We start from the raw sequence: 20,024 nt of genomic DNA, 5'->3' as shown, positions 1-20,024 counted from the left end.
CGGATCGGGCCCCTGAGTGGTTCCGGGGGCCGTTTGGGAGCCGAGTTCGGAATCGACTCCCGGGCGGCGCCCCTCAGGCTTTCGCCGGCGACGCCTGCCGAACTGTCGTCCGCTACGTCATGAGTTGGAGCCGGCCGAGTGAGCTTGTCCTTACTCGTCCAGCGCAGCGCGACCAGCAGACGGCAGCGGATCGGATCGGATCGGCGAGCGCACGGCCGAAGCGGGCCAGCACCTCGACCTCGGTGGCGAGAGTCGGCATGACGTCGATGATGCGTGCCTCCTCAAACCTGAGTACTGGGGTACTACGGGCAGCTGATCCTGAGCGGCGAGAACCTTGCGGGGATGGGCGAGCGCATGGACGTCCGGCGCGTTGCTCGCGAGGCGGGCCGCCGTCTCCGCTGGAAGCCAACCACCCACCTCGTCCTAGGCCGGCTCTTCGTGCTCGACGAACGGGAGGTGCCTGGGGAGATCGGGCAGCTTGCTGCGGATACGGCCGCCGAGGCCATCCACCGGGCCTGGGCCTCCGTTCCGGCACACGGGGCCTGGGGATACGCCCCCTGCTTTCGGCGCTGGGACCCGGACCCAGCCTCCCCCAGACTCCGTCCCGGGACCCCCATGGCTGGGCGAGGGGCGCGATAGCGGTTACTCCTTGCTCGCCGAGCGGGCGCCGTGGCGGCGCGCCCGGTACGCACGTTTGGCCGGCGCGCTCTCGTCGAGTTGCTCGGTCGTGTCGTAGTTGCGCCAGCCGGTGAGGCGTCCTTCCGGGTTGTACCTGGCTGACAGTCCGGGAGGATCCATGTGATCTCCGTGTTCCCGGACCAGGTTCTGGGGCAGCATGACCACTGCTGTGACGCCTTGGCAGGATGACCCGCGGAGCTGGACGCGGATGCCGTGGCGGCCGGAGAGCCGGCCGACGACGAACATGCCCATGCGCCGCGCCACCGCGACGTCGACGACCGGCGGGTTCAGGATCCTGTCGTTGGCCTCCTCAAGGTCCTTTGTGGTCATGCCGATGCCGCTGTCCTGGATTTCGACTTTCGCGCCGCCGCCGGCCAGCAGCTGGCTCGTGACGAGCACCTCGGTGTCCGGCGAGGAGAACGTGGTCGCGTTCTCCAGCAGCTCCGCGATGAGGTGAACGATGTCGTTCACTGCCCGGCCGTCGACGTCCGCGGTTACCAATCCGCGTAGCTGCACACGCTGGTACTGCTCGACCTCACTGGTGGCGGCCCGGAGGACGTCCACGAGCCGTACCGGGGCCCTCCAGCGGCGACCCGCCTCCTCGCCCGCGAGGACGAGGAGATTCTCCCCATTGCGGCGCATGCGGGTGGCCAGGTGGTCAACCTTGAAGAGGCTGGCGAGCAGGTCGGGGTCCTGCTCGCCGCTCTCCAGATGGTCGATCAGCTCCAGTTGCCGTTCCACGAGGCTCTGGCTGCGCTGCGAGAGATTGACGAACATCGCGTTGATACGGCCTCGCAGCTGCGCTTGCTCGAACGCCAGCCGTACGGAGTCGCGATGGACATCGTCGAACGCGTCGGCGACACCCCCGATCTCGTCGGTCGAGTTGATGCCCGTGGACTCGACCTCGATGACCTCCGGTTGCGCGTCGCTGGAGCCCCGCAGCAGCCGGACCACCTCGGGCAGGCGGCGTTCCGTGATATCGAGCGCGGAGGCGCGCAGGGTGCGCAGCGGGCCGACAATCGACTGCACGAGGACGTGCGTCACACCGAACGTGAGCAGGAGGATCAACAGCATGACGAGCGAGGAGATGAACACTGAGCGCTCGGCCTGGTGCTGCTCTCGCGAGCTCTCGTCTTCGACCGATCCGACGAGCCGCTTCTCGACCAGACGCATCAGCTCAAGCTTGCTCGTCATGGTGTCGAACCACTCGCCGGCGTCGAGGCGGAGGCGGCTGGTGCCCTGTTGGGCGAGTGCCTGTTTCTGGAGCATCTCAGCCTTGTTGACGTCGCTTCCGGTGACGGTGCGCTCATAGAATTGACGCTGGACCGGCGGCGCACCGGCCAGGAACTCGCCGGTCAACACCTGTTGCTGCCGGCTGGCGAGGGACAGGCCCTGGGCCTCGTCCGAATCAAAGTGTCCCTGGGTCAGCACGCCGCCGAGCAGCGCCCGTTGCCGGGAGGCTTCTTCCGTGGCGTGTGCGAAGGTCGTGAGCGCACCGGCCCTCACGGCCAGGGTCTGGTGGGCGATGTCCGGCGTGAGAAGGTCAAGGGCGTCGGTGAGTTCGGCGATCAACGCCGTGTATGCCTTGACCATGGACAGCAAGCGCATTTTCGAGTGGGCTACCGTGTGGCGCAGTGAGGCCACCTTCCCGCCAGAGGCGTCGAGCACCGCGAGCCGGGTGGCCAGGACGGGGTTCGTCCCACGGTGGACATGGGCGGCCTCGGCACGGACCCGGGCGAGTGCCGCGTCCACCTGGGAGCGCTGAGTGTCCAGCCGGCTCGTGTCGCCCGTACGCCCGGCCGCAACGTAGAGGGCGGTGAGATCGCGTTCGTCCTGGATCTCCTCCAACAGCCCCGTGCCCTTGTCGACGATACGGACGAGCTGACGGACGTTGTTGATGCCCTGTGTGTTCTGCACGGCCGAGCAGATCCGCAGACCGCCGAGTACGAGCGCGGTGATGATCGGGATGAGCACCACAGCCAGCAGCTGGGTGCGCACACTCCAGTTACTCAGGGCGAACGCCGCCTGGTTGCTGCCCGGGCTCGGGCGACGCCCTCCACCTGCACGCACGGGCCCCGAATCGGTACTGCCGTTGTCGGAACCGTTGCCCCTCGCCCCCGGAAGCTGCACCGGTTCCGTGCCGTGGCGATGCACCGCGGGTTGTGTCTGCACTTGCCCTCGCACCTTCTTTCCGCCATTGAACGTGCGCGATTCAGGGGCGCGTGCACGCATCGCGGACGCTCCATTCATCGCGCGAGTGCGCTTGTCGTGACGTCGCTGAATGAGGCCATGGCCTCGTGCGTCCCCTGGCAGGTGCCTGGGGCAGCGGTCTACGCGTCGGTCTCGGAGCTGTTCGAGATCGCGACCACTTCGTCGGCGGCGGTCGCTGCGGCGATCCGCTCCGTACCGGGGCTCAGCCGGCCCAACGCCTGACCGACACGACCATGACCGACCCCGAGTCGCTGCGGCACGTCCTCATCGCCGAGTACGAGCGGGGTACGCGGTCGAGGACCAGGTACCGGCGGGTAGCGGTCGCTCGCCCACCTCGGTGCCGGCCCGCCGACTGGATACCACCCTCATGTCGCCGCCCCTGCGCCTGGTCACTCACTCCTCCGCCCGCTCGCCGCGGTGACGGTCGCGAGGGCAGACAGAATGAGCACGGTCGACGCCGCGCCGGGGTCCTCATGACCGATGGTGCGGGCGCCGAGATAGCTCGCGCGGCCCTTCCGGGCCTGTAGGCCCGCGGTCTGCTTCAGGCCCCGCACGGCGGCGTCGGACGCCGCGCGGGTGGCGTTGGTCAGGTCGCCGCCTGTGTCGATGACGGCCTGGTAGGCGGTCACGGCCGGGCTGAGGGCATCGATCATCGTCTTGTCGCCCTCGAGCGCCGCGCCGATCCGCTGGATGCCGGTGAGGGCAGCAGCCAACGCCGCCCCAAGTTGTGCCGCGGACACGTCGGGATCCTCGCCCAGGGCCCCCGCGGCCTGCCGAAACCCGGTGCCGTACAGCGGTCCCGACGCCCCGCCGGTCTTGCTGATCAGTGCCCGGCCGACGGTGGCGAGCACCGCGCCGGGGGTGGACGGGTCGGTTTCGTCCAGCATTGCCACCGCCGCCTGCAGGCCACGGCGCATGTTGATGCCGTGGTCGGCGTCGCCGACAGCGGAGTCGAGGCGTGTCAGATGATCGGCGTTCTCGGCCACCAGTCGGGCGGCCTCATGGATCCAGGCCCGGAACATGCTCGCGTCCATCGTCGTCCTTCTCCCTCATGGAGTCTGTCGTCGGTGTCCGAGGCCGCTCAGCGTCCCCAGCGCAACGCGGGGGTCACGACCGGGGCATCCCACAGATGGGTGAGCTGTGGCGTGAGCCGGCACACCGTGATCGTGCAGCCGGCCATCTCCAGGCTGGTCACGTAGTTGCCGACCAGGTTGCGAGTGATCCACACGCCATGGCCGGCCAGCCACTCGGCAACCGCCGCATACACCACGTACAGCTCGATCAGCGGGGTGCCGCCCAGGCCGTTGACCATCACGAGCACTTCGCCTGAGAGCGGCATGTCGGTGTGGATGGCGTCCAACGCGACACCGACGATCTCCCTGGCGGAGACGAGCCTGCCGCGGGCGCGACCTGGCTCGCCGTGGATGCCGACGCCCAGCTCGATCTCGTCCTCGCCCAGCTCAAAACCGGGTTTGCCCGACGCGGGCACCGTGCACGGCGTGAGCGCCACCCCGAAGGAACGGGACCGGTCGTTGACCTCCTGGCCCAAAGCCGCGGTCGTGCTCAGGTCCGCACCGAGCTCGGCGGCCGCACCGACGATCTTCTCCACGAACACGGTCGCCCCGGTACCCCGTCGGCCCGCCGTCCACGTGCTGTTCTCCACGGCGACGTCGTCATTGACCACGACGCCTTCCACCCTCACGCCGTCGTCGGCGGCCAGCTCGGCGGCCATCTGGAAGTTCAGCACGTCGCCGGTGTAGTTCTTCACGATGTGCAGCACCCCCGCCCCGCTGTCAACGGCCCGCGTGGCGGCGAGGATCTGGTCCGGCACGGGAGATGTGAACACCTCACCGGGACAGGCCGCATCCAGCATCCCGTACCCGACGAACCCGCCATGCAGCGGCTCGTGCCCGGACCCGCCACCCGACACCAGGCCGACCTTCCCAGCGGTCGGCCCGCTTGCGCGGGCGATGTAGCGGTCGGACGTGTTGACCGTCAGCGAGGGGTGCGCGGCGGCCACGCCGACGAGAGCATCGGCAAGCACTTCATCGGGCGAGTTGATGAGCTTCTTCACGGTTCAGGCCCCTTCTCGACTGGATAAGAAGATCAGCGGAAACCAAGTCCTCTGGTGGGCAGGTCCGGTCGGACCTGCCCACGTTTGAGAAATCGCGCCATGTGCGCGGCTCGGGTCAGGGCAGTGACGGCTGGCAGCACTGCTCGACGAGTCGCCAGACCTCTTCGTGGGTTTCCCGGGTGAGGGCGACGGCGGCCAGGGAGGCACAAGTGTCGTGGCGGAGCCGGCGGATGCGGGCCCGGACCTCGTCGAGGGCGGCTGGGGCGACCGAGAGGCTGTCGCAGCCGATGCCGATGAGGAGGGGGGTCACGAGGGGGTGTGCGGCGGCGTCGCCGCAGACGGAGACCTGACGATTGTGGCGGTGGGCGGCGGTGACGACGCGGGCGATGGCATCGAGTACAGCGGGGTGTGCCGCCATGGCGGGGGTGGCGGTGGGGTCGCGCCGGTCCAGGCCCAGGATCTGGCAGGTGAGGTCGTTGCTGCCGATGGAGAGGAAGGAGGCTTCGCGGGCGAGGTCGTCGGCCGCGGCGACGGCTTCGGGCAGTTCGACCATGATGCCCAGGGGCGGGGTCGGGACGCCGGCTTCGGCGGCTGCGGCCTGGAGGACACGTCGGCAGGCGCGCAGTTCGTCGATGCTCGCGACCATGGGGATCATGATGCGCAGGTCGGTGTCGGCTCCGGCGCTGAGCAGGCTGCGGAACTGGTCGGCGAAGGCGTCCGGTTGGGCGAGCATGAGGGGGAGGCCCCGACCGATCCGCGTGCCCTGGAGGCGGGACAGGAACGGCGGCAGTTTGTCGTCGGCGAAGTCGAGAGTGCGAGCCGTGACGACCTGCCCGGTGAGAGCGCGCAGGACGGGGACGAGGGTGGCCGCGTGCTGGTTGCGGGTGGGCCAGGCGGGGTGGTTGAGGAAGGGCAGCTCGGTGCGGAGCAGGCCGACACCCTCGGCGCCCGTGGTCAGGGCCGCGCGGGCCTCGGCCGGGGTGGCCACGTTGGCCCGCAGAACGATGCGGTGCTCGTCGAGTGTCTCGGCGGGCAGGTGGCGCTCTTCTGCGAGGGCGAGCCTGCGGGTTCGGGCGGTCTCCATTGCGTGCAGGGCCCTGGTGCGTTCGTCGTCGTCGGGGCGAGCGACCGCGCTGGCCAGGTCCGCGTCGAGCAGGATCTCCTGCCCGTCCGGCAGTTCGAGCAGCTGGGGGTCGACGGCCAGGAGGAAGGGAATGCCCAGCGAGCGGGCGACGATCGCGGCGTGGGAATTCGGGCCGCCGGTCACGGAGATGGCGGCTGTCACCGTCTGGCCGGGTTCCAGCAGGTCGGCGGCGCCGATCTCGTGGGCGACCAGGACGAGGGGCTGGTCGAGGGCGGGGCCCGTGTCGCCGTGCAGGTGGGCCAGGACGCGGCGGCCGACCTGCCGGACGTCTGCCGCGCGTTCGGCAAGGGTTGGATCGTCCAGGGCAGCGATGGTTCCGGCGTAGGCGTCGATGGCCTGCCGCACGGCGACGGGTACCGGATGGCCGTCGTTCGCTCGTTTGACGGCCTGGTCGCGCAGATCCGGGTCCTGCGCGATGTAGCTGTTGACTTCCATGATGTCGGCCTGTTCGTCCTTGCCCTGTTCGCGCAGTGAGGTGGACAGGTCGAGCAGGCGGGTGGCGATGGCGTCGAAGGCGTCGGTGATCTGCTGCGTGGGGTCGCCGCTGGCGCGGTGGGGGAGCACCGTTCTGGTGGGTGGCCGGTCGGTGCGGTGGACGAAGCCGAGGGCTATGCCGGGTGCGGCGGTGTGCCCGGTGTAGGTGCGGCGGTCGGTCATCGGGCCACCACTGTCTCGGCAAGGGCGCGGAAGATGAGGGCGGTGGATGTGGCGCCCGGGTCCTGGTGGCCGATGCTGCGGGCGCCGAGGTAGGAAGCGCGGCCCTTGCGGGCCTGCATCGGGGTGGTGGCACGCATGCCCTCTTCGGCGGCGTCGGCGGCGGCCACGGCGGCGGCGGCGAAGTCGGCTCCGGCGTCGGCCTGTTGCTGGAAGGCGGCCAGAGCGGGGGCGTAGGCGTCGATCATGGTCTTGTCGCCGGGTGCGGCCGCGCCGAGCTTCTGGACGCTCGCCAGGCCCGCGGCGAGTGCGGCGGCGAACTGCCGTGTGTCGGTGGTGGGCGTGTCCAGGGCTTTGCCGATGGCGCGGAAGGCGCCGCCGTAGAGCGGACCGGAGGCGCCCCCGACGCTGGAGATCAGAGTGCTGCCCGTCTTGACCAGCACTGCCCCGGGGGTGTCTGCCTTGTAGTCGGCAAGTGCCATGGTGGTGGCGGAGAAGCCGCGGTGCATGTTGACGCCGTGGTCGGCGTCGCCGATGGCAGAGTCGAGCTGGGTGAGATGGTCCTTGTGCTTCTCCACCGCGGCGGCGATGGCCTGCACCCACGTGCGGGCGAGGTCGGTGTCCACGGAGTCTCCGTTCCTGGTTGGGGCGTGGCTGGCTGGCGGTTGGGTGAGCCGGGGGCGGGGGCGGATGCGCGGGGGTGCGGTCCGGGGAGAGCTGGCGCGGGAAGGCTCCGGCCCGGCCCTCGCGTATTGCGCGGCCCCGCCCCCGGCTCGGTTCAGATGCCCCAGCGCAGGGCCGGGGTGTTCACAGGCGCGTCCCACAGGGACAGCATGTCGGCATCGGCCTTGCACACGGTGACGGAAACACCCGCCATGTCCAGGCTGGTCACGTAGTTGCCGACGAGGTTGCGGGCGATGACCACGCCCTTGTCCCCAAGTGCGGCGGCGACCTCGTTGAACACCACGTACAACTCGATGAGCGGGGTGCCGCCCAGGCCGTTGACCATGACGATGGTCTCGTCCCCGGCGGCCAGCGGCTGATCGGCCAGGATCGCGTCCAGGGCAGTGGCCACGATCTCCTTGGCCGGCCGGAGCTTCTCCCTGCGGCGGCCGGGCTCGCCGTGAATGCCGACGCCGACCTCGATCTCGTCCTCGGGCAGATCGAAGCCCGGCTTGCCCGAAGCGGGGGAGGTACAGGCGGTCAGCGCCACGGCGAAGGACCGGGAGACGGCGTTGACCCGCTTGCCCATCTCGGCGACGGCGGCGAGGTCGGCACCCTGCTCGGCGAGGGCTCCGGCGATCTTCTCCACGAAGACGGTGGCCCCGGTGCCCCGGCGGCCCGCCGTCCATGTGGAGTCCTGGACGGCGACGTCGTCGTCGACCAGCACGGTCTCGACCGTGATGCCCTCATCTTCGGCAAGTTCGGCAGCCATCTGGAAGTTGAGCACGTCACCGGTGTAGTTCTTCACGACGAACAGCACGCCCGCGCCGCCGTCCACGGCCTGCGCGGCGTTCAGCATCTGGCCGGGGACCGGCGAGGTGAACACCTCCCCGGGACAGGCCGCGTCCAGCATGCCCAGCCCCACGAAACCGCCGTGCAAGGGCTCGTGCCCGGAACCGCCGCCGGAGATGAGGGCCACCTTGCCGACTCTGGTGCCGCCCGCTCGGGCGATCACCTTGTTCTCCCCGTCGACCTTCAGATCCCGGTGGGCAGCGGCGATCCCGGCCAGGGCCTCGTCCAGCACCGCCCCAGGGTCGTTGATGAGCTTCTTCATGACAGGGCTCCTTCGGCGTTGGCGGGCTGGGCGGCCCGGTTCTCGGCTGCGGTTGCTGCCTTGCGGTTGGCATTGAGAGCGGTGTAGAGGACGCCGGCGGCGAGGGCGCCGATCACCTCGGCGGCCAGGTAGACAGGCAGCTGATCCCAGTGGACCGTGCCGTCGAAGAGCTGGCCGGTGATCATCGGGCCGAGGGTCCTGGCCGGGTTGATGGACGCGGAGGTGGCGGGCGCCACCGGAATGATGATCGCGAACACGCCGAGGCCGATGGCCAGGCCCGCGAAGCCGCCGGCCGCGCGCCGGTCGATGGCCCCGAAGACGACGAAGGCGAGGATGAACGTGCCGATGGCTTCGGCGAAGAAGGCCTGGCCTGCGCCGACACCGGTGCCGTAGGCGGCGATACCGAGGCCGACGTCGACCGCCTTCTTCCCCAGCACTCCGACGATCGCAAGCGCGCCCAGCACCGCCCCGGCCACCTGCGCCGCGATGTAGCCAGGGACGTCCCGCCAGGGCATCTTCTTCGTGGCGGCGAGCGCCAGGGTGATGGCCGGGTTGATCTGGCAGCCGGAGATATGGCCGATCGCATAGACCATGGCGATGACGGCGGTGGCGAAGGCCAGCGAGATCATTCCCAGCTGCGCCATGGTGAAGGGCGCGTCGCCACCGACGATGAGCGTGGCGGGAACCGAACCGACGCCGATGAACACCAGCACCGCGGTGCCCAGCATCTCGGCCAAAAGCTTCTGTGGGTAAGTGTTTTCTTCCATGGAAGGCGCCCAGTGCCGAACGGCAGATTGGGCGTCTCACCTCCTCCGCGTAGAGCGGGCTGTGAAGGGAGGTGGCCGCCAGGTGGTCAGGGTCGGGCAACCTGGCGGCCGGCTCAGGGGAAACCGGGCAGCTTAAGCATCCGGCCGTAGGGCGTTCATCATGGATGAACGTTGTTCCGGAAGTTAAGCCCGCGTTTCCTACCTGTCAAGAGGTTCGGCAGCCATCGCGTTCCGTCGACACGGAGAAGGCCCCACGGCGGCGTGCCGAGGGGCCTGGATCAGAGGGTGGAATGCGGGAAGGAGGACAGCCACTACCGGACCGCAGGGGCAGATCAGGTCATCGTGGTGCGTGCGGCCGCCCCCCTGGGGGCACCCAGGTCGCGGGAGAGATTGCGGGCGGTCTCCCGGACGGCGACTGCAAGCTCCTGACGTGCTGATTCGGCCAGCAGTCGCTCGACAGGGCCGACGATGCCGAGGGCGCCGACCACGTCGCCGGAGCGGTCGAAGACAGGAGACGCGATACCCGCGTCCCCGATGGCGGACTCCTGGTCCTCGATCGCGTACCCCGTCCTGAGGACCTCCTTCAGGTGGCCCGCCAGCTCCTCCGGGTCGGTGACGCTGGCGCCGGTGAGCACCGCCGGCGCGCCCGCGAGCAGCCGCTCCCGCTCGTCGGCCGGAACGAAGGCCACGATCGCCTTGCCCAGAGCACACGTGCTCCACGGGATGCTGGCGCCCACTTCGAGGATCTGCACCGCGCCCTCCGGCCGGAAGGCGTGGTGCACCACCAGGACGTGGTCACCGGTGAGCACGGCTACCCAGACCGCCTCGTTCGTTCGGTTCGCGAGCTGATCCGCCCAGGTCAGCGAGCGGGTCCGCAGCTCCTGGGTGTCCAGGTAGGCGTTGCCGAGCCGCACCAGATCCGGGCCGAGCTGGTACTTCGAGCTGTGCTTGTCCTGCACGACCAGCCCATCGGCCTCCAGCGTGCGCAGCAGCGCATGCACGGTCGGCTTGGCCACGCCCAGGCGGTCGGCCAGCTCGGTCACACCCAGCCGGGGCCCGGTGGACGCGAGTTCCCGCAGGATCCGCACCGCGCGCTGTACCGCCTGCACCATCGAAAATTCTCCTGTGTTCAGTATTGATGAACAGCGTTCCGAGATTTAAGGTAAGCGTTCATGAGCACTTCTGTCGGCATCGTACTCGTGTCCCACAGCGCCGAGCTCGCCGCGGGCCTCCGCCTGCTGGTGGAGCAGATCGGCTCCGACACGGTCCCCCTCGCCACTGCCGGAGGTACCGAAGACGGCCGGATCGGCACCAGCTACGACCTCGTCCTCGCCGCCATCCGCGACGCCGACCGCGGAGCCGGCGTCGTCGTCCTTCCTGACCTCGGCAGCTCCGTCCTGACCGCCCGCACCGTCCTGGAAGACCATCCACACCCCGACGTGCTGATCGTCGACGCACCCTTCGTCGAAGGAGCTGTCGCAGCCGTCGTCACCGCCGCATCCGGCGCCGACCTGAAGACCGTCGCCGACGCCGCCAAGGAGGCCCGCCATGTCCCCAAGCTCTGACCCCACCACCACGACCGCCACGACCACGTTCAAACACGAGACCGCCGTCGTCCTGCCCGCCAACCTCCACGCCCGCCCCGCAGGTCAACTCGCACGGGCCGCAGCCGGATTCACCAGCGCCATACAGCTGGAGTACGCCGACCGGACGGTCAATCCGACCGGCGTCCTCGCCGTGATGGGCCTGGGTGCCACCGCCGGAAGCACCGTGACCATCCGCGCCGAAGGCCACGACGCCGAACAGGCCGTCACGGCATTGGCCCACATCCTCGCCACCGCCGAGTGACCCGACCGCCACCAGCGGCAGGATCCAGTCGCCGCTTCCGGCATGAGAAGCAATGACCAGTGGAGGTGGCCGAGGATGAGCGTCCCCGCCACGAGCACGTCTGACGCCGATATGACCCCGCCCTCGCGGGCCGAGCTGGTGTGCGCGCTGTCGCACATCCCCGAGGCCGTCTCCGCCGTACGCCGACGCGCACGCGCCGTCCTCGTCCAATGGCGCGTGCCTGCCCCGACAGCCGACGACGCCCTCCTGGTGATCTCGGAGCTGACCACCAACGCGATCGTCCACGCACTGGCTCCAGCAGTGCTGCGGTTGTCCATTCCCGAGGTCGGCAGCCGCCGCGCCCTCCGCATCGAGGTCACCGACGCGGGGCCGGTACCTCAACGGCGCACGTCGCCCGACGGCCCCCACCCCGTCGAACACAAGGAAAACGGTCGCGGGACCGGCATCGTCGCGGCCCTCTCCACACGCCACGGAATATCCCGCCGCCCCGAGAGGACCACCCGATGGGCCGATTTGCACATGGGGACTTGACCACCCGTGGCACAGCACCCGCACGCCCCTGAAGGACTTCGCGGCAGGCACGAGGAACGGCCGCAGACGCTTCCTCCTGCCGGGCCTGTTCGCGGAGTGGTCTGATACCGCCTGACAGCTGTCGGCGACCGCTGTCAGCGGGCTGGTCACGGACTGTCAGCGGGGCCCGGCATCGTCATGGTCATCGAGAACGACGAGGACCTGACGAGGAGTTGTTGAGCATGGCGTACGCGATCCGGGCCGAGGGACTGGTCAAGAAGTACGGCGACTTCACCGCCCTGGACGGCGTCGACCTGGAGGTCCCGGCCGGCAAGGTCGTCGGTGTCCTGGGCCCCAACGGTGCGGGCAAGACCACCACCGTGCGCATCCTGGCCACTCTGATGCGCCCCGACGGCGGACACGCCACCATCGGCGGCCACGACGTCGTCAAGGACCCGGTCAAGGTCCGGCAGCTGATCGGGCTGACCGGTCAGTACGCCTCCGTGGACGAGACCCTGTCCGGCGCCGAGAATCTGGTGCTCATCGGGCGGCTGCTCGGCCTGTCCCGGCGTGATGCGAAGGCGCGGGCCGCCGAGCTCCTGGAGAACTTCTCCCTCTCCGAGGCGGCCCGCAAGCCGATCGCCACCTTCTCCGGCGGTATGCGACGGCGTCTGGACCTGGCCGCCTCCCTGGTCGGCCGGCCCCAGGTGCTCTTCCTGGACGAGCCCACCACCGGCCTGGACCCGCACGCCCGGCAGGAAGTCTGGGATGTCGTACGGCAGTTGGTCGCCGACGGCTCCACGGTGCTGCTCACCACCCAGTACCTGGAGGAGGCCGACCAGTTCGCCGACTCCATCACCGTCTTCGACAAGGGCCGCAAGGTCGCCGAAGGCCGGCCCGGTGAGCTCAAGCGCCGCGTCGGCGGCCAGATCCTCCAGGTCCGGCCCACCGTGGCCGCCGATGTGCCGCGGGTCTCGCAGGTGCTCGCCGAGTTGTCCGGCCACTCCCCCGCGCAGGACTCCGGCGTGCTGACCGTCCCGGCCGACGACCCGCTGATCGTCGCCGCGGTCGCCCGCCGCCTGGACGGGGCCGGCATCACCGCCGACGAACTCGGCCTGCGGCTGCCCAGCCTGGACGAGGTCTTCCTCGCCCTGACCGGACACGCGCCCGCCACGACCGACGAGCAGCCCGTCGCCGTCTGAGCCCCCGGCTCCCCCGTTCCGCGAAGTCCCCGAAGACCGCGAAGACCGCGAAGACTTTTCCCGACACCCGAGAGGTCCCCCTCATGAGCACCCAGACCCTCAGCGCCCACTCCGAGCTCTCCGGCCGTATCAGCCTCGCGCAGACCGCGCAGCACAGCCTCGCCCTCGCCGGGCGCGGCGTCACCAAGTTCATGAAGTCGCCGATGCAGCTGGTCGATGTGATCCTCACCCCGATCATCAGCCTGCTGATGTTCATCTACCTCTTCGGGGACGCCATGTCCGGCGGCGACACCGACGGCTACCTGCGGCTCGTCACCCCCGGCGTCATGGTCATGGCCGTCTTCCAGGCCAGCATCGGCATCGGCGCCTCGCTCTCCGCGGACGCCAGTACCGGGATCTTCGACCGGTTCCGCAGTATGCCGATCGCCCGCTCCAGCCCTCTGATCGGCGCCGTTCTCGCCGACATCGTCCGCTATGTCGTCTGTCTGGGCACCCTGGTCGTCCTCGCCCTGGTCATGGGCTACCGCGTCGAGACCGGCCCGCTCCCCGCGCTCGCCGCGCTCGCCCTGCTCGTCGGCTTCGCCCTCAGCTTCTCCTGGATCTCGGTGTACCTCGGCATGCTGATCAAGAACCCCGCCTCCGTGCAGGGCCTGATGACCATCCTGATCCTGCCGCTCACCTTCGCCAGCAACGTCTTCATCCCCAGGGACGGCATGGCCGGCTGGCTCCAGGCCTGGTCCGACGTCAACCCCGTCTCCCTGGTGGCCGACACGGTCCGCGGCCTGCTCAACGGCGGCCCGGTCGCCGGTTCCCTGGCCGGCACCTTCGCCTGGATGGCCGGCGTGATCGTCGTCTTCTTCCCGCTGGCCATGCGCGCCTACCGCAAGAACGCCGGCTGATCCTCCGGTGACAAACCCGGCCGGGCGGGGTCCGCACCCACAGGGGTGGTGCGGACCCCGCCCGGCTGTCCGGCTGTCCGGCTGTCCGCATGACCGCGCGCGACTCGTCAGATCCGCGGCACCGCCCGCAGGGTCTCCGCCTCCAGCCAGCGCAGCGCGTCCTCACGGGAGTACGCGGCGCCCTCCTCGTACGCCTTCTTGAAGCCCTCCTCGCCCAGCGTCGCCACGATGCGGTCGACCAGCTCGCACCACTCCGGCTCGCCCCAGTCGAAGGCGCCGCGCATCACCTGGCTCATGCCGAGCGACCTGGCGCCGTCCTCGGGGGCGCCCTCCAATGTCCGTAGTCCGCCGAGCAGTTCGGCCACCCAGGCGAGCGCCGCGCCCGCTCCCTGGCCGAACAGGGCGCCGGCCGCCTCGGGCAGCAGGGTCCTGGCCCGTACGGCGTCCCCCTCGGCGAGACGGTTCTCGATGCGGGTGCTGACGATCAGGTCGCGGGCCAGTTCTCTGAGGGAGGGCCGCCGGGCGCTCAGCGCCTCGAGACGGTCGAGGGTCGCGTCGGACTGCGCCAGGTCACCGGCCCTGCGGTGCACATTGGCCAGGCCCACGAGGATGTTGGCCTCCAGGCGCAGCTGTCCGCGCTCGCGGGCCTGCCGGTGTGCGGCGTGCAGATCGCGGAAGGCGCCCGCCAGGTCGCCGCTGCGCCGGCGTTCGCGGGCGAGTCGGGCCTTGCTGAGGTAGAGGTAGTCCTCGGTGCCGAGCTCGGAGCTGAGTGCCACGGTCCGTTCGAAGGTGGCGATGGCCTGTGGGTACTCGCCGCGCAGGGAGTGGTCGCGGCCGATCGGGAACAGGCTCATCACGAGCCCCCAGCGGTCGCCCACCTCCTCGAAGCCGCGCAGGGCCTCCCTCCGGGACTCGGCGCCGGTGACCAGGTCGCCCTGTTCGGTGAGGGCGAAGTCCCGTGCCAGGTGGGCGCTCGCCCGCACCCAGGGGTCGGGCGAGTCGAGCGGGTCCCCCTGGTCCGCGGTTCCGCCCGGGTCTGATGCGCTTGCGGGGAAGGAGGCTTGGGACATCCGCAGGAGCAGTGTGGCCGGGTGGAACTCACGTGCCGTCGCCGACTCGCCCTCGGCGGCCGGACGTTCGCCGCCCCCTGGCCGTACGGCATAGGTGTCGAGCTGGGTGCTCATCCCCCTGATCCCCCAGTACCAGAACATCGCCCTGGCGAAGCGTGCGGCCAGGTTCTCGTCCCGGGCGTCGACGAGCGAGCGCAGCGCGAGGACGAGGTTGTCGTGTTCGGCGTCGAAGACCTCGATCGCACGCAGTTGTTCGCCGGTACGAAGGCGGGGTTCGTGTTCTTCCGCGAGGGCCAGGAAGTACGCGGCATAGCGCTGGGTGACGGCGTCCCCGGACTCGGCCTCGGCGTCGGCGAGCCGCCTCGCCGCGTACGCGCGTACCGTCTCCAGCATCCGGTAGCGCGGCTCGCCCGCCCCTTCGTCGACGGTGTGGACCAGCGATTTCTCGACCAGGGCGTCCAGGACGTACGGGATGTCGGCGGCCGGGAGCGACGGGTCCGCGCAGACCGCTTCGAGCGCGGGGACGGTCGCGCCGCCCGGGAACACCGACAGTCTGCGGGCGAGGATCCGCTCGGGTTCGTCGAGCAGGTCCCAGCTCCACTCGACGAGCGCGAGCAGGGTGCGCTGGCGCGGCAGGGCGGTGCGGCTGCCCGAGGCGAGGAGGCGGAAGCGGTCGTCGAGGCGGCGTGCGATCTGCTCGACGCTCATCGAGCGGAGCTTCGCCGCGGCCAGTTCGAGGGCGAGCGGCATCCCGTCGAGCCGTCGGCAGACCTCGACCACGGCGTCGAGGGTCACGTCGTCGAGCGTGAAGTCCGGCCGGACTCCGGCGGCCCGGTCGACGAAGAGGCGGACGGCGGGCGACTGCGCGGCCTCGGCGGGCTCCGGTGATCCCATCGGTACGTCGAGGGGGCCGAGGTGGCACAGGGACTCACCGGTGATGGCGAGGGCCTCGCGGCTGGTGGCGAGGATCCGCAACTCCGGGAGCTGGTCGAGGAGTTCGGCGGTGAGTTCCGCGGCGGCCTCGACGAGGTGCTCGCAGTTGTCGAGCAGGAGCAGGGCGTCGCCGCTGCCGAAGAGCCCGGCCATGCGCTCGACCGGGGTGGCCCGCTGCCCCTGGCCCGCGTCGTAGAGGCCGCCGTCGGTGGAGCTGAGGGCGCCGAGTACCGCGTCGGCCAGCTGGTCCGGTGCGCTCACACCGGCGAGCGGCACGAACCAGACCCGGCCTCGCGCGTGGGCACGGTCCCGAGTGGCCGCTTCGAAGGAGAGCCGGGTCTTGCCCGCGCCACCGGGGCCGACGATGGTGACGAGCCTGCTGCGATCCAACTGCCCGTCGAGCTGCGTCAGTTCACTGTCACGGCCGACGAAGCTGGTGAGCCGGGCCGGGAGGCGGCTCGGGGCGGCCTCGGCCCGCTCGGCGGGCGTCTCCAACTCACCTCGCAGCAGGGCCAGATGGATCTCCCGCAGCCCGGCCGACGGATCGACCCCGAGTTCGTCGCCGAGCCGCTCCCGTATCGCCTCGTACACCGCGAGGGCGTCGGACTGCCGTCCGGCCGCGGACAGCGCCCGCATCCGAAGCCCGGCGACCCGCTCGCTCAACGGCCGCTCGGCACCGGCCGCTTCGAGGTCGGCCAGCACCTCTCCGTATCGTCCGAGCCGCAGCTCGGCATCGCAGCGGTCCTCGGCCGCCGCGGCCCGCAGATCGTCCAGCCTGGTCGCGACGGGCCCGGCGAACGGGGCGTCGAGGACATCGGCGAGCGCCGCGCCCCGCCACAGCCCGAGCGCCGCCGCGAGCAGCGAGGCCGCCTCGCCGGCCCGCCCGGCCGCCAGTTCCCGCCTGCCCCGGGCGGTCAGCTCCTCGAAGCGGTGAACGTCCACGTCCTCGGCCCGCACCGAGAGCCGGTAGCCGCCGGACGCGGACTCCACCGCGGCGGACCCGCGCAGCGCCCTGCGCAGCCGGGACACCAGTGCCTGCAGCGCGTTGGCCGCGTCGGCGGGCGGCTCCTCTCCCCACAGGCCGTCGACGAGCGAGTCGACGGGCACCGTCCGGCCCTCTTCGAGGGCGAGCCTGGCGAGGAGCATCCGCAGCCGGACGCCACCGACTTCGACCGGCGTCGCATCATCGGCGTACACCTGAACCGGTCCGAGCAGCTCTACGCGCACCACGGCGGCCTCTCCCTCCCGACCGACCGGCCCCTCCGTGTCGATCACCCTCCAACGCCGGGTCAGCATCACCCACTTGACGCCGCCGGTAAAGGGCCTCCGGCGCCGGAGGGCACGTCGGTGTGCGGTGCGCGTGCGGAGCGACCGCCGACCGCCGTCAGACGCTGAGTGCGGTGCGCGGTGCTTCGGCCATCAGTCGGGGGTCTCGGCCGACTCGGCCGGCTCGGAGTCGTTGGCCGACGCGTACTCGTCGATGCCGTCGTTGGTCGCGGCCCAGCTGGCCAGCAGGTTCAGGGCGTCCTGCGAACGTGACGCGGGCTCGGCGGTGTAGGCGAGCAGGAACTGGCTGGGGTCCGCTCCGAGCGGGAAGGTCTCGAACGGCAGGTCGAGGTCGCCGATGACCGGGTGGTGGAGGCGCTTCAGGCCCGTGGTGTGGATCCGGACGTTATGGGCGGCCCAGCGGCGACGGAAGTCCTCGCTGCGGGTGGACAGTTCCCCTATCAGGTCCGTCAGCCGCCGGTCGTAGGGGTCGCGGCCGGCTTCGGCGCGCAGCATGGCGACCGTGTCGCCCGCGACCTCGTCCCAGTCGCGGAAGAACTCGGTCGCGTGCGGGTCGAGGAAGACGAACCGGGCGTTGTTCGGTGGCCTCACCGGGTCGGCGTAGACCGGGGAGAACAGCGCGCGCCCGAGGTGGTTGGCGGCCAGGATGTCCAGGCGTCCGCTGAGTACGAACGCGGGAGTGCCGGTCATCGAGTCGAGGACGCGCCGCACCGCGGGCCGGACGCGCTGCTGGGCCGGCCGGCGGCGTGGCGGGCGGGTCGTGCCGGCGCCGCGCAGAAGGTCGAGCAGGTGGATCCGCTCGGCCTCGTCGAGTTGCAGCGCTTGCGCGATGCCGTCGATGACGCTCTCGGAGACGCCGGTGGCGTTGCCGCGCTCCAGCCGGGTGTAGTACTCGCTGGAGATGCCCGCGAGCAGGGCTACCTCCTCCCGGCGCAGCCCGGTGACCCTCCGGCGGTCTCCGCCGTACACGGGCAGTCCGGCCTGCTCGGGGGTGACCCTGGCCCGTCGCGTGCCCAGGAATTCCCGGATCTCCGCGCGGAAATCACCACGAATGTCGCGGCTGGCGCCGTAAGGGTCGTTTCTGCCTGCCATGCGCCCCACTCTACGAGCGCTGCCGCAGGGCTGGGGGTCCCTCTCAGGGACCCCCTCATCAGGGACTCCCACGCTCCCATGACAAGCGGTTCTGTTGATGGTGCGGCATCCAGAGAACCAAGAACAGGACACCCCCATGCCATCGAACATGTCATCGAAACTGACCGGCACCGTCGCTCTCGTCACCGGCGCGAGCAGCGGTATCGGCGCCGCCACCGCCCGCCGGCTCGCCGAGAACGGCGCCTCCGTCGCCCTCGTGGCCCGCCGCAAGGACCGACTGACCGACCTGGCCGCCGAGATCGGGAAGGCGGGCGGCACCGCGCTGGCGGTGGAGGCGGACATCACCGACCGTGCCCGGGCCAAAGCGGCCGTACAGCAGGCCGTCGAGCACTTCGGACGACTGGACACCCTCGTCAACAACGCCGGCCTGATGCTCCTGGGCCCCGTCGTCGGCGCGGACGTCGACGAATGGGAGCGCATGATCGCCGTCAACGTCCAGGGCCTGCTCTACACCACCCGCGCCGCCCTGCCGCACCTGCTCAAGGCCGCCGAAGACGGTCCGCGCCGGGTCGCCGACATCGTCAACATCAGCTCGATCGCCGGCCGCGTCGCCTGGAACGGCTACGGCGTCTACAACCTCACCAAGTTCGGCGTGAACGGCTTCACCGAGTCCCTGCGCCAGGAGGTCACGCAGCGGCACGTCCGCGTCGGTGTCCTGGAGCCGGGCGGCGTGGACACCGAGCTGGGCTCGCACAACGACCACAAGCCCGAGATCCGCGAAGCGATCGGCACCTTCTACGAGCAGACCGAGGTCCTCGCCCCCGACGACATCGCCGACGGCGTCGCCTACATGGTCACCCGGCCCCGCCACGCGTCCGTCGGCGAGCTGTGGATCATGCCGACCGATCAGGCCTGAGGTCACCCGTCGCCCAGCACCACCCAGCACCACCTGAAAAGCACCCCTGCACCCCCTAAACACCCGAATAGACACCCGAAAAGGAACACGTCATGAGCAAGGTCATTCTCGTCACCGGTGCCGGACGCGGTCTGGGCACGGACATCGCCCGCGAAGCCCTCGCCGCCGGCCACCAGGTCGTCGCCACCGGCCGCCGCCCCGAAGAGGTCGAGAAAGCCCTCGGCGGACCGCAGGAGGATCTGCTGGTCACCAAGCTGGACGTCACGAGCCTGGAGGACGCCGAGGCCGCCGCGCAGGCCGCCGTCGACCGCTTCGGCCGCATCGACGTCCTGATCAACAACGCGGGCAATTTCTTCGCCGGCTACTTCGAGGAGATCACGCCCGCGCAGATGCGCCAGCAGATCGAGACCAACCTCTTCGGCCCCATGAACGTCACCCGCGCCGTCCTGCCCATCCTGCGCAAGCAGCGCGCCGGCCACGTCATCACGCTCTCCTCGTCCGCCGGTCTGATCGGCCAGGAGTTCTGCGTCGCGTACGCCGCCTCCAAGTTCGGCGTGGAGGGGTGGATGGAGTCGCTGCGCTACGACGTCGAGCCGTACGGCATTCGCACCACGGTCGTGGAGCCGGGCTTCTTCCGCACCGAGCTGCTCGTGGACGCCTCCACCACCTGGCCCGAGCCGATCATCGACGACTACGCCGAGCGCACCACGGCCACCGTCGCGGCGTGGAAGAGCATGAGCGGCCGGCAGTCCGGCGATCCCGTCAAGCTCGCCAAGGCCCTGCTGACCATCGCCGGCCAGGCCGAGCCGCCGCTGCGCTTCGTCGCCGGCGCCGACGCCATCGAAGGTGTCGAGGCCAAGGCCAGGCAACTCCTCGCCCAGGCCCAGGCATCCCGCGAACTGGGCGGCGACCTGGCCTACGACGACGCCACCGCCTGACACACCCGGGTCCGGGCTGTGAGT

Annotated in this window: 19 protein-coding genes; 8 read left to right on the top strand and 11 right to left on the bottom strand. The window is 70.5% G+C overall.

Translation table 11 applies throughout. From position 1 onward, the window contains the following. Window positions 1-112: 112 nt before the first annotated feature. Both OG975_RS25800 and OG975_RS25795 read right to left on the bottom strand, forming a co-directional pair. Complete coding sequence (locus OG975_RS25800; protein ID WP_406331738.1) at window positions 113-259, bottom strand: hypothetical protein; 147 nt, start codon at window positions 257-259, stop codon at window positions 113-115. 383 nt (window positions 260-642) lie between these two features. Beyond that, complete coding sequence (locus OG975_RS25795) at window positions 643-2,748, bottom strand: nitrate- and nitrite sensing domain-containing protein (RefSeq protein WP_406331737.1); 2,106 nt, start codon at window positions 2,746-2,748, stop codon at window positions 643-645. Between the two features lie 198 nt (window positions 2,749-2,946). On the opposite strand from OG975_RS25795, the gene OG975_RS25790 reads away from it, so the two are divergent. Further along, window positions 2,947-3,111 (top strand): hypothetical protein, encoded by a 165-nt coding sequence (locus OG975_RS25790; protein WP_406331736.1) that lies wholly within the window; start codon window positions 2,947-2,949, stop codon window positions 3,109-3,111. A gap of 167 nt (window positions 3,112-3,278) precedes the next feature. Here OG975_RS25790 and dhaL (OG975_RS25785) read toward each other — a convergent pair whose 3' ends face one another. The 7 genes from dhaL (OG975_RS25785) to OG975_RS25755 all read right to left on the bottom strand — a co-directional run bounded on the left by dhaL (OG975_RS25785) (window position 3,279) and on the right by OG975_RS25755 (window position 10,417). After that, window positions 3,279-3,923, bottom strand: a complete 645-nt coding sequence (dhaL, locus tag OG975_RS25785; protein ID WP_406331735.1) for a dihydroxyacetone kinase subunit DhaL — start codon at window positions 3,921-3,923, stop codon at window positions 3,279-3,281. 47 nt (window positions 3,924-3,970) lie between these two features. Then, the gene (gene dhaK / locus OG975_RS25780; protein WP_406331734.1) at window positions 3,971-4,963 is read right to left on the bottom strand and encodes a dihydroxyacetone kinase subunit DhaK; all 993 of its coding nucleotides are present in this window, start codon (window positions 4,961-4,963) and stop codon (window positions 3,971-3,973) included. Window positions 4,964-5,078: 115 nt separating this feature from the next. Beyond that, window positions 5,079-6,764, bottom strand: coding sequence for a phosphoenolpyruvate--protein phosphotransferase (locus OG975_RS25775; protein ID WP_406331733.1), 1,686 nt, complete (start codon window positions 6,762-6,764; stop codon window positions 5,079-5,081). Beyond that, window positions 6,761-7,387 (bottom strand): dihydroxyacetone kinase subunit DhaL, encoded by a 627-nt coding sequence (gene dhaL, locus OG975_RS25770; protein ID WP_406331732.1) that lies wholly within the window; start codon window positions 7,385-7,387, stop codon window positions 6,761-6,763. The genes OG975_RS25775 and dhaL (OG975_RS25770) overlap by 4 nt, the downstream gene beginning before the upstream one ends. Window positions 7,388-7,539: 152 nt before the next feature. After that, on the bottom strand, window positions 7,540-8,538 hold the full coding sequence (gene dhaK, locus OG975_RS25765; protein ID WP_406331731.1) for a dihydroxyacetone kinase subunit DhaK: 999 nt from the start codon (window positions 8,536-8,538) through the stop codon (window positions 7,540-7,542). Then, the gene (locus OG975_RS25760; protein ID WP_406331730.1) at window positions 8,535-9,305 is read right to left on the bottom strand and encodes an MIP/aquaporin family protein; all 771 of its coding nucleotides are present in this window, start codon (window positions 9,303-9,305) and stop codon (window positions 8,535-8,537) included. Before OG975_RS25760 ends, dhaK (OG975_RS25765) begins: the two co-directional genes overlap by 4 nt. 332 nt (window positions 9,306-9,637) lie before the next feature. Next, a complete protein-coding gene (locus OG975_RS25755) occupies window positions 9,638-10,417 on the bottom strand; it encodes an IclR family transcriptional regulator (protein WP_406331729.1) in 780 nt (259 codons plus the stop codon). Window positions 10,418-10,477: 60 nt separating this feature from the next. On the opposite strand from OG975_RS25755, the gene dhaM reads away from it, so the two are divergent. The 5 genes from dhaM to OG975_RS25730 all read left to right on the top strand — a co-directional run bounded on the left by dhaM (window position 10,478) and on the right by OG975_RS25730 (window position 13,764). Next, window positions 10,478-10,870, top strand: coding sequence for a dihydroxyacetone kinase phosphoryl donor subunit DhaM (gene dhaM / locus OG975_RS25750; protein ID WP_406331728.1), 393 nt, complete (start codon window positions 10,478-10,480; stop codon window positions 10,868-10,870). Continuing rightward, window positions 10,854-11,153, top strand: a complete 300-nt coding sequence (locus OG975_RS25745) for an HPr family phosphocarrier protein (RefSeq protein WP_406331726.1) — start codon at window positions 10,854-10,856, stop codon at window positions 11,151-11,153. Before dhaM ends, OG975_RS25745 begins: the two co-directional genes overlap by 17 nt. Window positions 11,154-11,228: 75 nt before the next feature. After that, on the top strand, window positions 11,229-11,684 hold the full coding sequence (locus OG975_RS25740) for an ATP-binding protein (RefSeq protein WP_406331725.1): 456 nt from the start codon (window positions 11,229-11,231) through the stop codon (window positions 11,682-11,684). A gap of 221 nt (window positions 11,685-11,905) precedes the next feature. Further along, window positions 11,906-12,865 (top strand): ATP-binding cassette domain-containing protein, encoded by a 960-nt coding sequence (locus OG975_RS25735; RefSeq protein ID WP_406331724.1) that lies wholly within the window; start codon window positions 11,906-11,908, stop codon window positions 12,863-12,865. Between the two features lie 83 nt (window positions 12,866-12,948). After that, a complete protein-coding gene (locus tag OG975_RS25730) occupies window positions 12,949-13,764 on the top strand; it encodes an ABC transporter permease (RefSeq protein WP_406331723.1) in 816 nt (271 codons plus the stop codon). Between the two features lie 107 nt (window positions 13,765-13,871). Here OG975_RS25730 and OG975_RS25725 read toward each other — a convergent pair whose 3' ends face one another. Both OG975_RS25725 and OG975_RS25720 read right to left on the bottom strand, forming a co-directional pair. After that, window positions 13,872-16,997 carry a BTAD domain-containing putative transcriptional regulator gene (locus OG975_RS25725; protein ID WP_406331722.1) on the bottom strand — a complete coding sequence of 1,042 codons (3,126 nt, stop codon included), beginning with the start codon at window positions 16,995-16,997 and terminating at the stop codon, window positions 13,872-13,874. Window positions 16,998-17,186: 189 nt separating this feature from the next. Then, entirely contained in the window at window positions 17,187-18,146 is a 960-nt protein-coding gene (locus OG975_RS25720; RefSeq protein ID WP_406331721.1) for a helix-turn-helix domain-containing protein, read from the bottom strand. A gap of 148 nt (window positions 18,147-18,294) precedes the next feature. Between OG975_RS25720 and OG975_RS25715 the strand changes: the two genes are divergently transcribed. Both OG975_RS25715 and OG975_RS25710 read left to right on the top strand, forming a co-directional pair. Continuing rightward, complete coding sequence (locus OG975_RS25715) at window positions 18,295-19,062, top strand: SDR family NAD(P)-dependent oxidoreductase (RefSeq protein ID WP_406331720.1); 768 nt, start codon at window positions 18,295-18,297, stop codon at window positions 19,060-19,062. 92 nt (window positions 19,063-19,154) lie between these two features. Further along, window positions 19,155-20,000, top strand: coding sequence for an SDR family oxidoreductase (locus OG975_RS25710; RefSeq protein ID WP_406331719.1), 846 nt, complete (start codon window positions 19,155-19,157; stop codon window positions 19,998-20,000). Window positions 20,001-20,024: the final 24 nt, after the last annotated feature.

This window comes from Streptomyces sp. NBC_00203 (genome assembly GCF_045206325.1).
In the GTDB taxonomy this organism is placed as follows: domain Bacteria; phylum Actinomycetota; class Actinomycetes; order Streptomycetales; family Streptomycetaceae; genus Streptomyces; species Streptomyces lutosisoli.
This window is presented reverse-complemented; position numbering and strand designations above follow the sequence as displayed.

What these genes read in the sequence shown, in the direction of transcription:
- OG975_RS25800 (WP_406331738.1), bottom strand. Translation starts at nt 259, where the DNA reads ATGCCGACTCTCGCCACCGAGGTCGAGGTGCTGGCCCGCTTCGGCCGT.
- dhaL (WP_406331735.1), bottom strand. Translation starts at nt 3,923, where the DNA reads ATGGACGCGAGCATGTTCCGGGCCTGGATCCATGAGGCCGCCCGACTG.
- OG975_RS25775 (WP_406331733.1), bottom strand. Translation starts at nt 6,764, where the DNA reads ATGACCGACCGCCGCACCTACACCGGGCACACCGCCGCACCCGGCATA.
- dhaK (WP_406331731.1), bottom strand. Translation starts at nt 8,538, where the DNA reads ATGAAGAAGCTCATCAACGACCCTGGGGCGGTGCTGGACGAGGCCCTG.
- OG975_RS25760 (WP_406331730.1), bottom strand. Translation starts at nt 9,305, where the DNA reads ATGGAAGAAAACACTTACCCACAGAAGCTTTTGGCCGAGATGCTGGGC.
- OG975_RS25755 (WP_406331729.1), bottom strand. Translation starts at nt 10,417, where the DNA reads ATGGTGCAGGCGGTACAGCGCGCGGTGCGGATCCTGCGGGAACTCGCG.
- dhaM (WP_406331728.1), top strand. Translation starts at nt 10,478, where the DNA reads ATGAGCACTTCTGTCGGCATCGTACTCGTGTCCCACAGCGCCGAGCTC.
- OG975_RS25745 (WP_406331726.1), top strand. Translation starts at nt 10,854, where the DNA reads ATGTCCCCAAGCTCTGACCCCACCACCACGACCGCCACGACCACGTTC.
- OG975_RS25740 (WP_406331725.1), top strand. Translation starts at nt 11,229, where the DNA reads ATGAGCGTCCCCGCCACGAGCACGTCTGACGCCGATATGACCCCGCCC.
- OG975_RS25735 (WP_406331724.1), top strand. Translation starts at nt 11,906, where the DNA reads ATGGCGTACGCGATCCGGGCCGAGGGACTGGTCAAGAAGTACGGCGAC.
- OG975_RS25730 (WP_406331723.1), top strand. Translation starts at nt 12,949, where the DNA reads ATGAGCACCCAGACCCTCAGCGCCCACTCCGAGCTCTCCGGCCGTATC.
- OG975_RS25720 (WP_406331721.1), bottom strand. Translation starts at nt 18,146, where the DNA reads ATGGCAGGCAGAAACGACCCTTACGGCGCCAGCCGCGACATTCGTGGT.
- OG975_RS25715 (WP_406331720.1), top strand. Translation starts at nt 18,295, where the DNA reads ATGTCATCGAAACTGACCGGCACCGTCGCTCTCGTCACCGGCGCGAGC.
- OG975_RS25710 (WP_406331719.1), top strand. Translation starts at nt 19,155, where the DNA reads ATGAGCAAGGTCATTCTCGTCACCGGTGCCGGACGCGGTCTGGGCACG.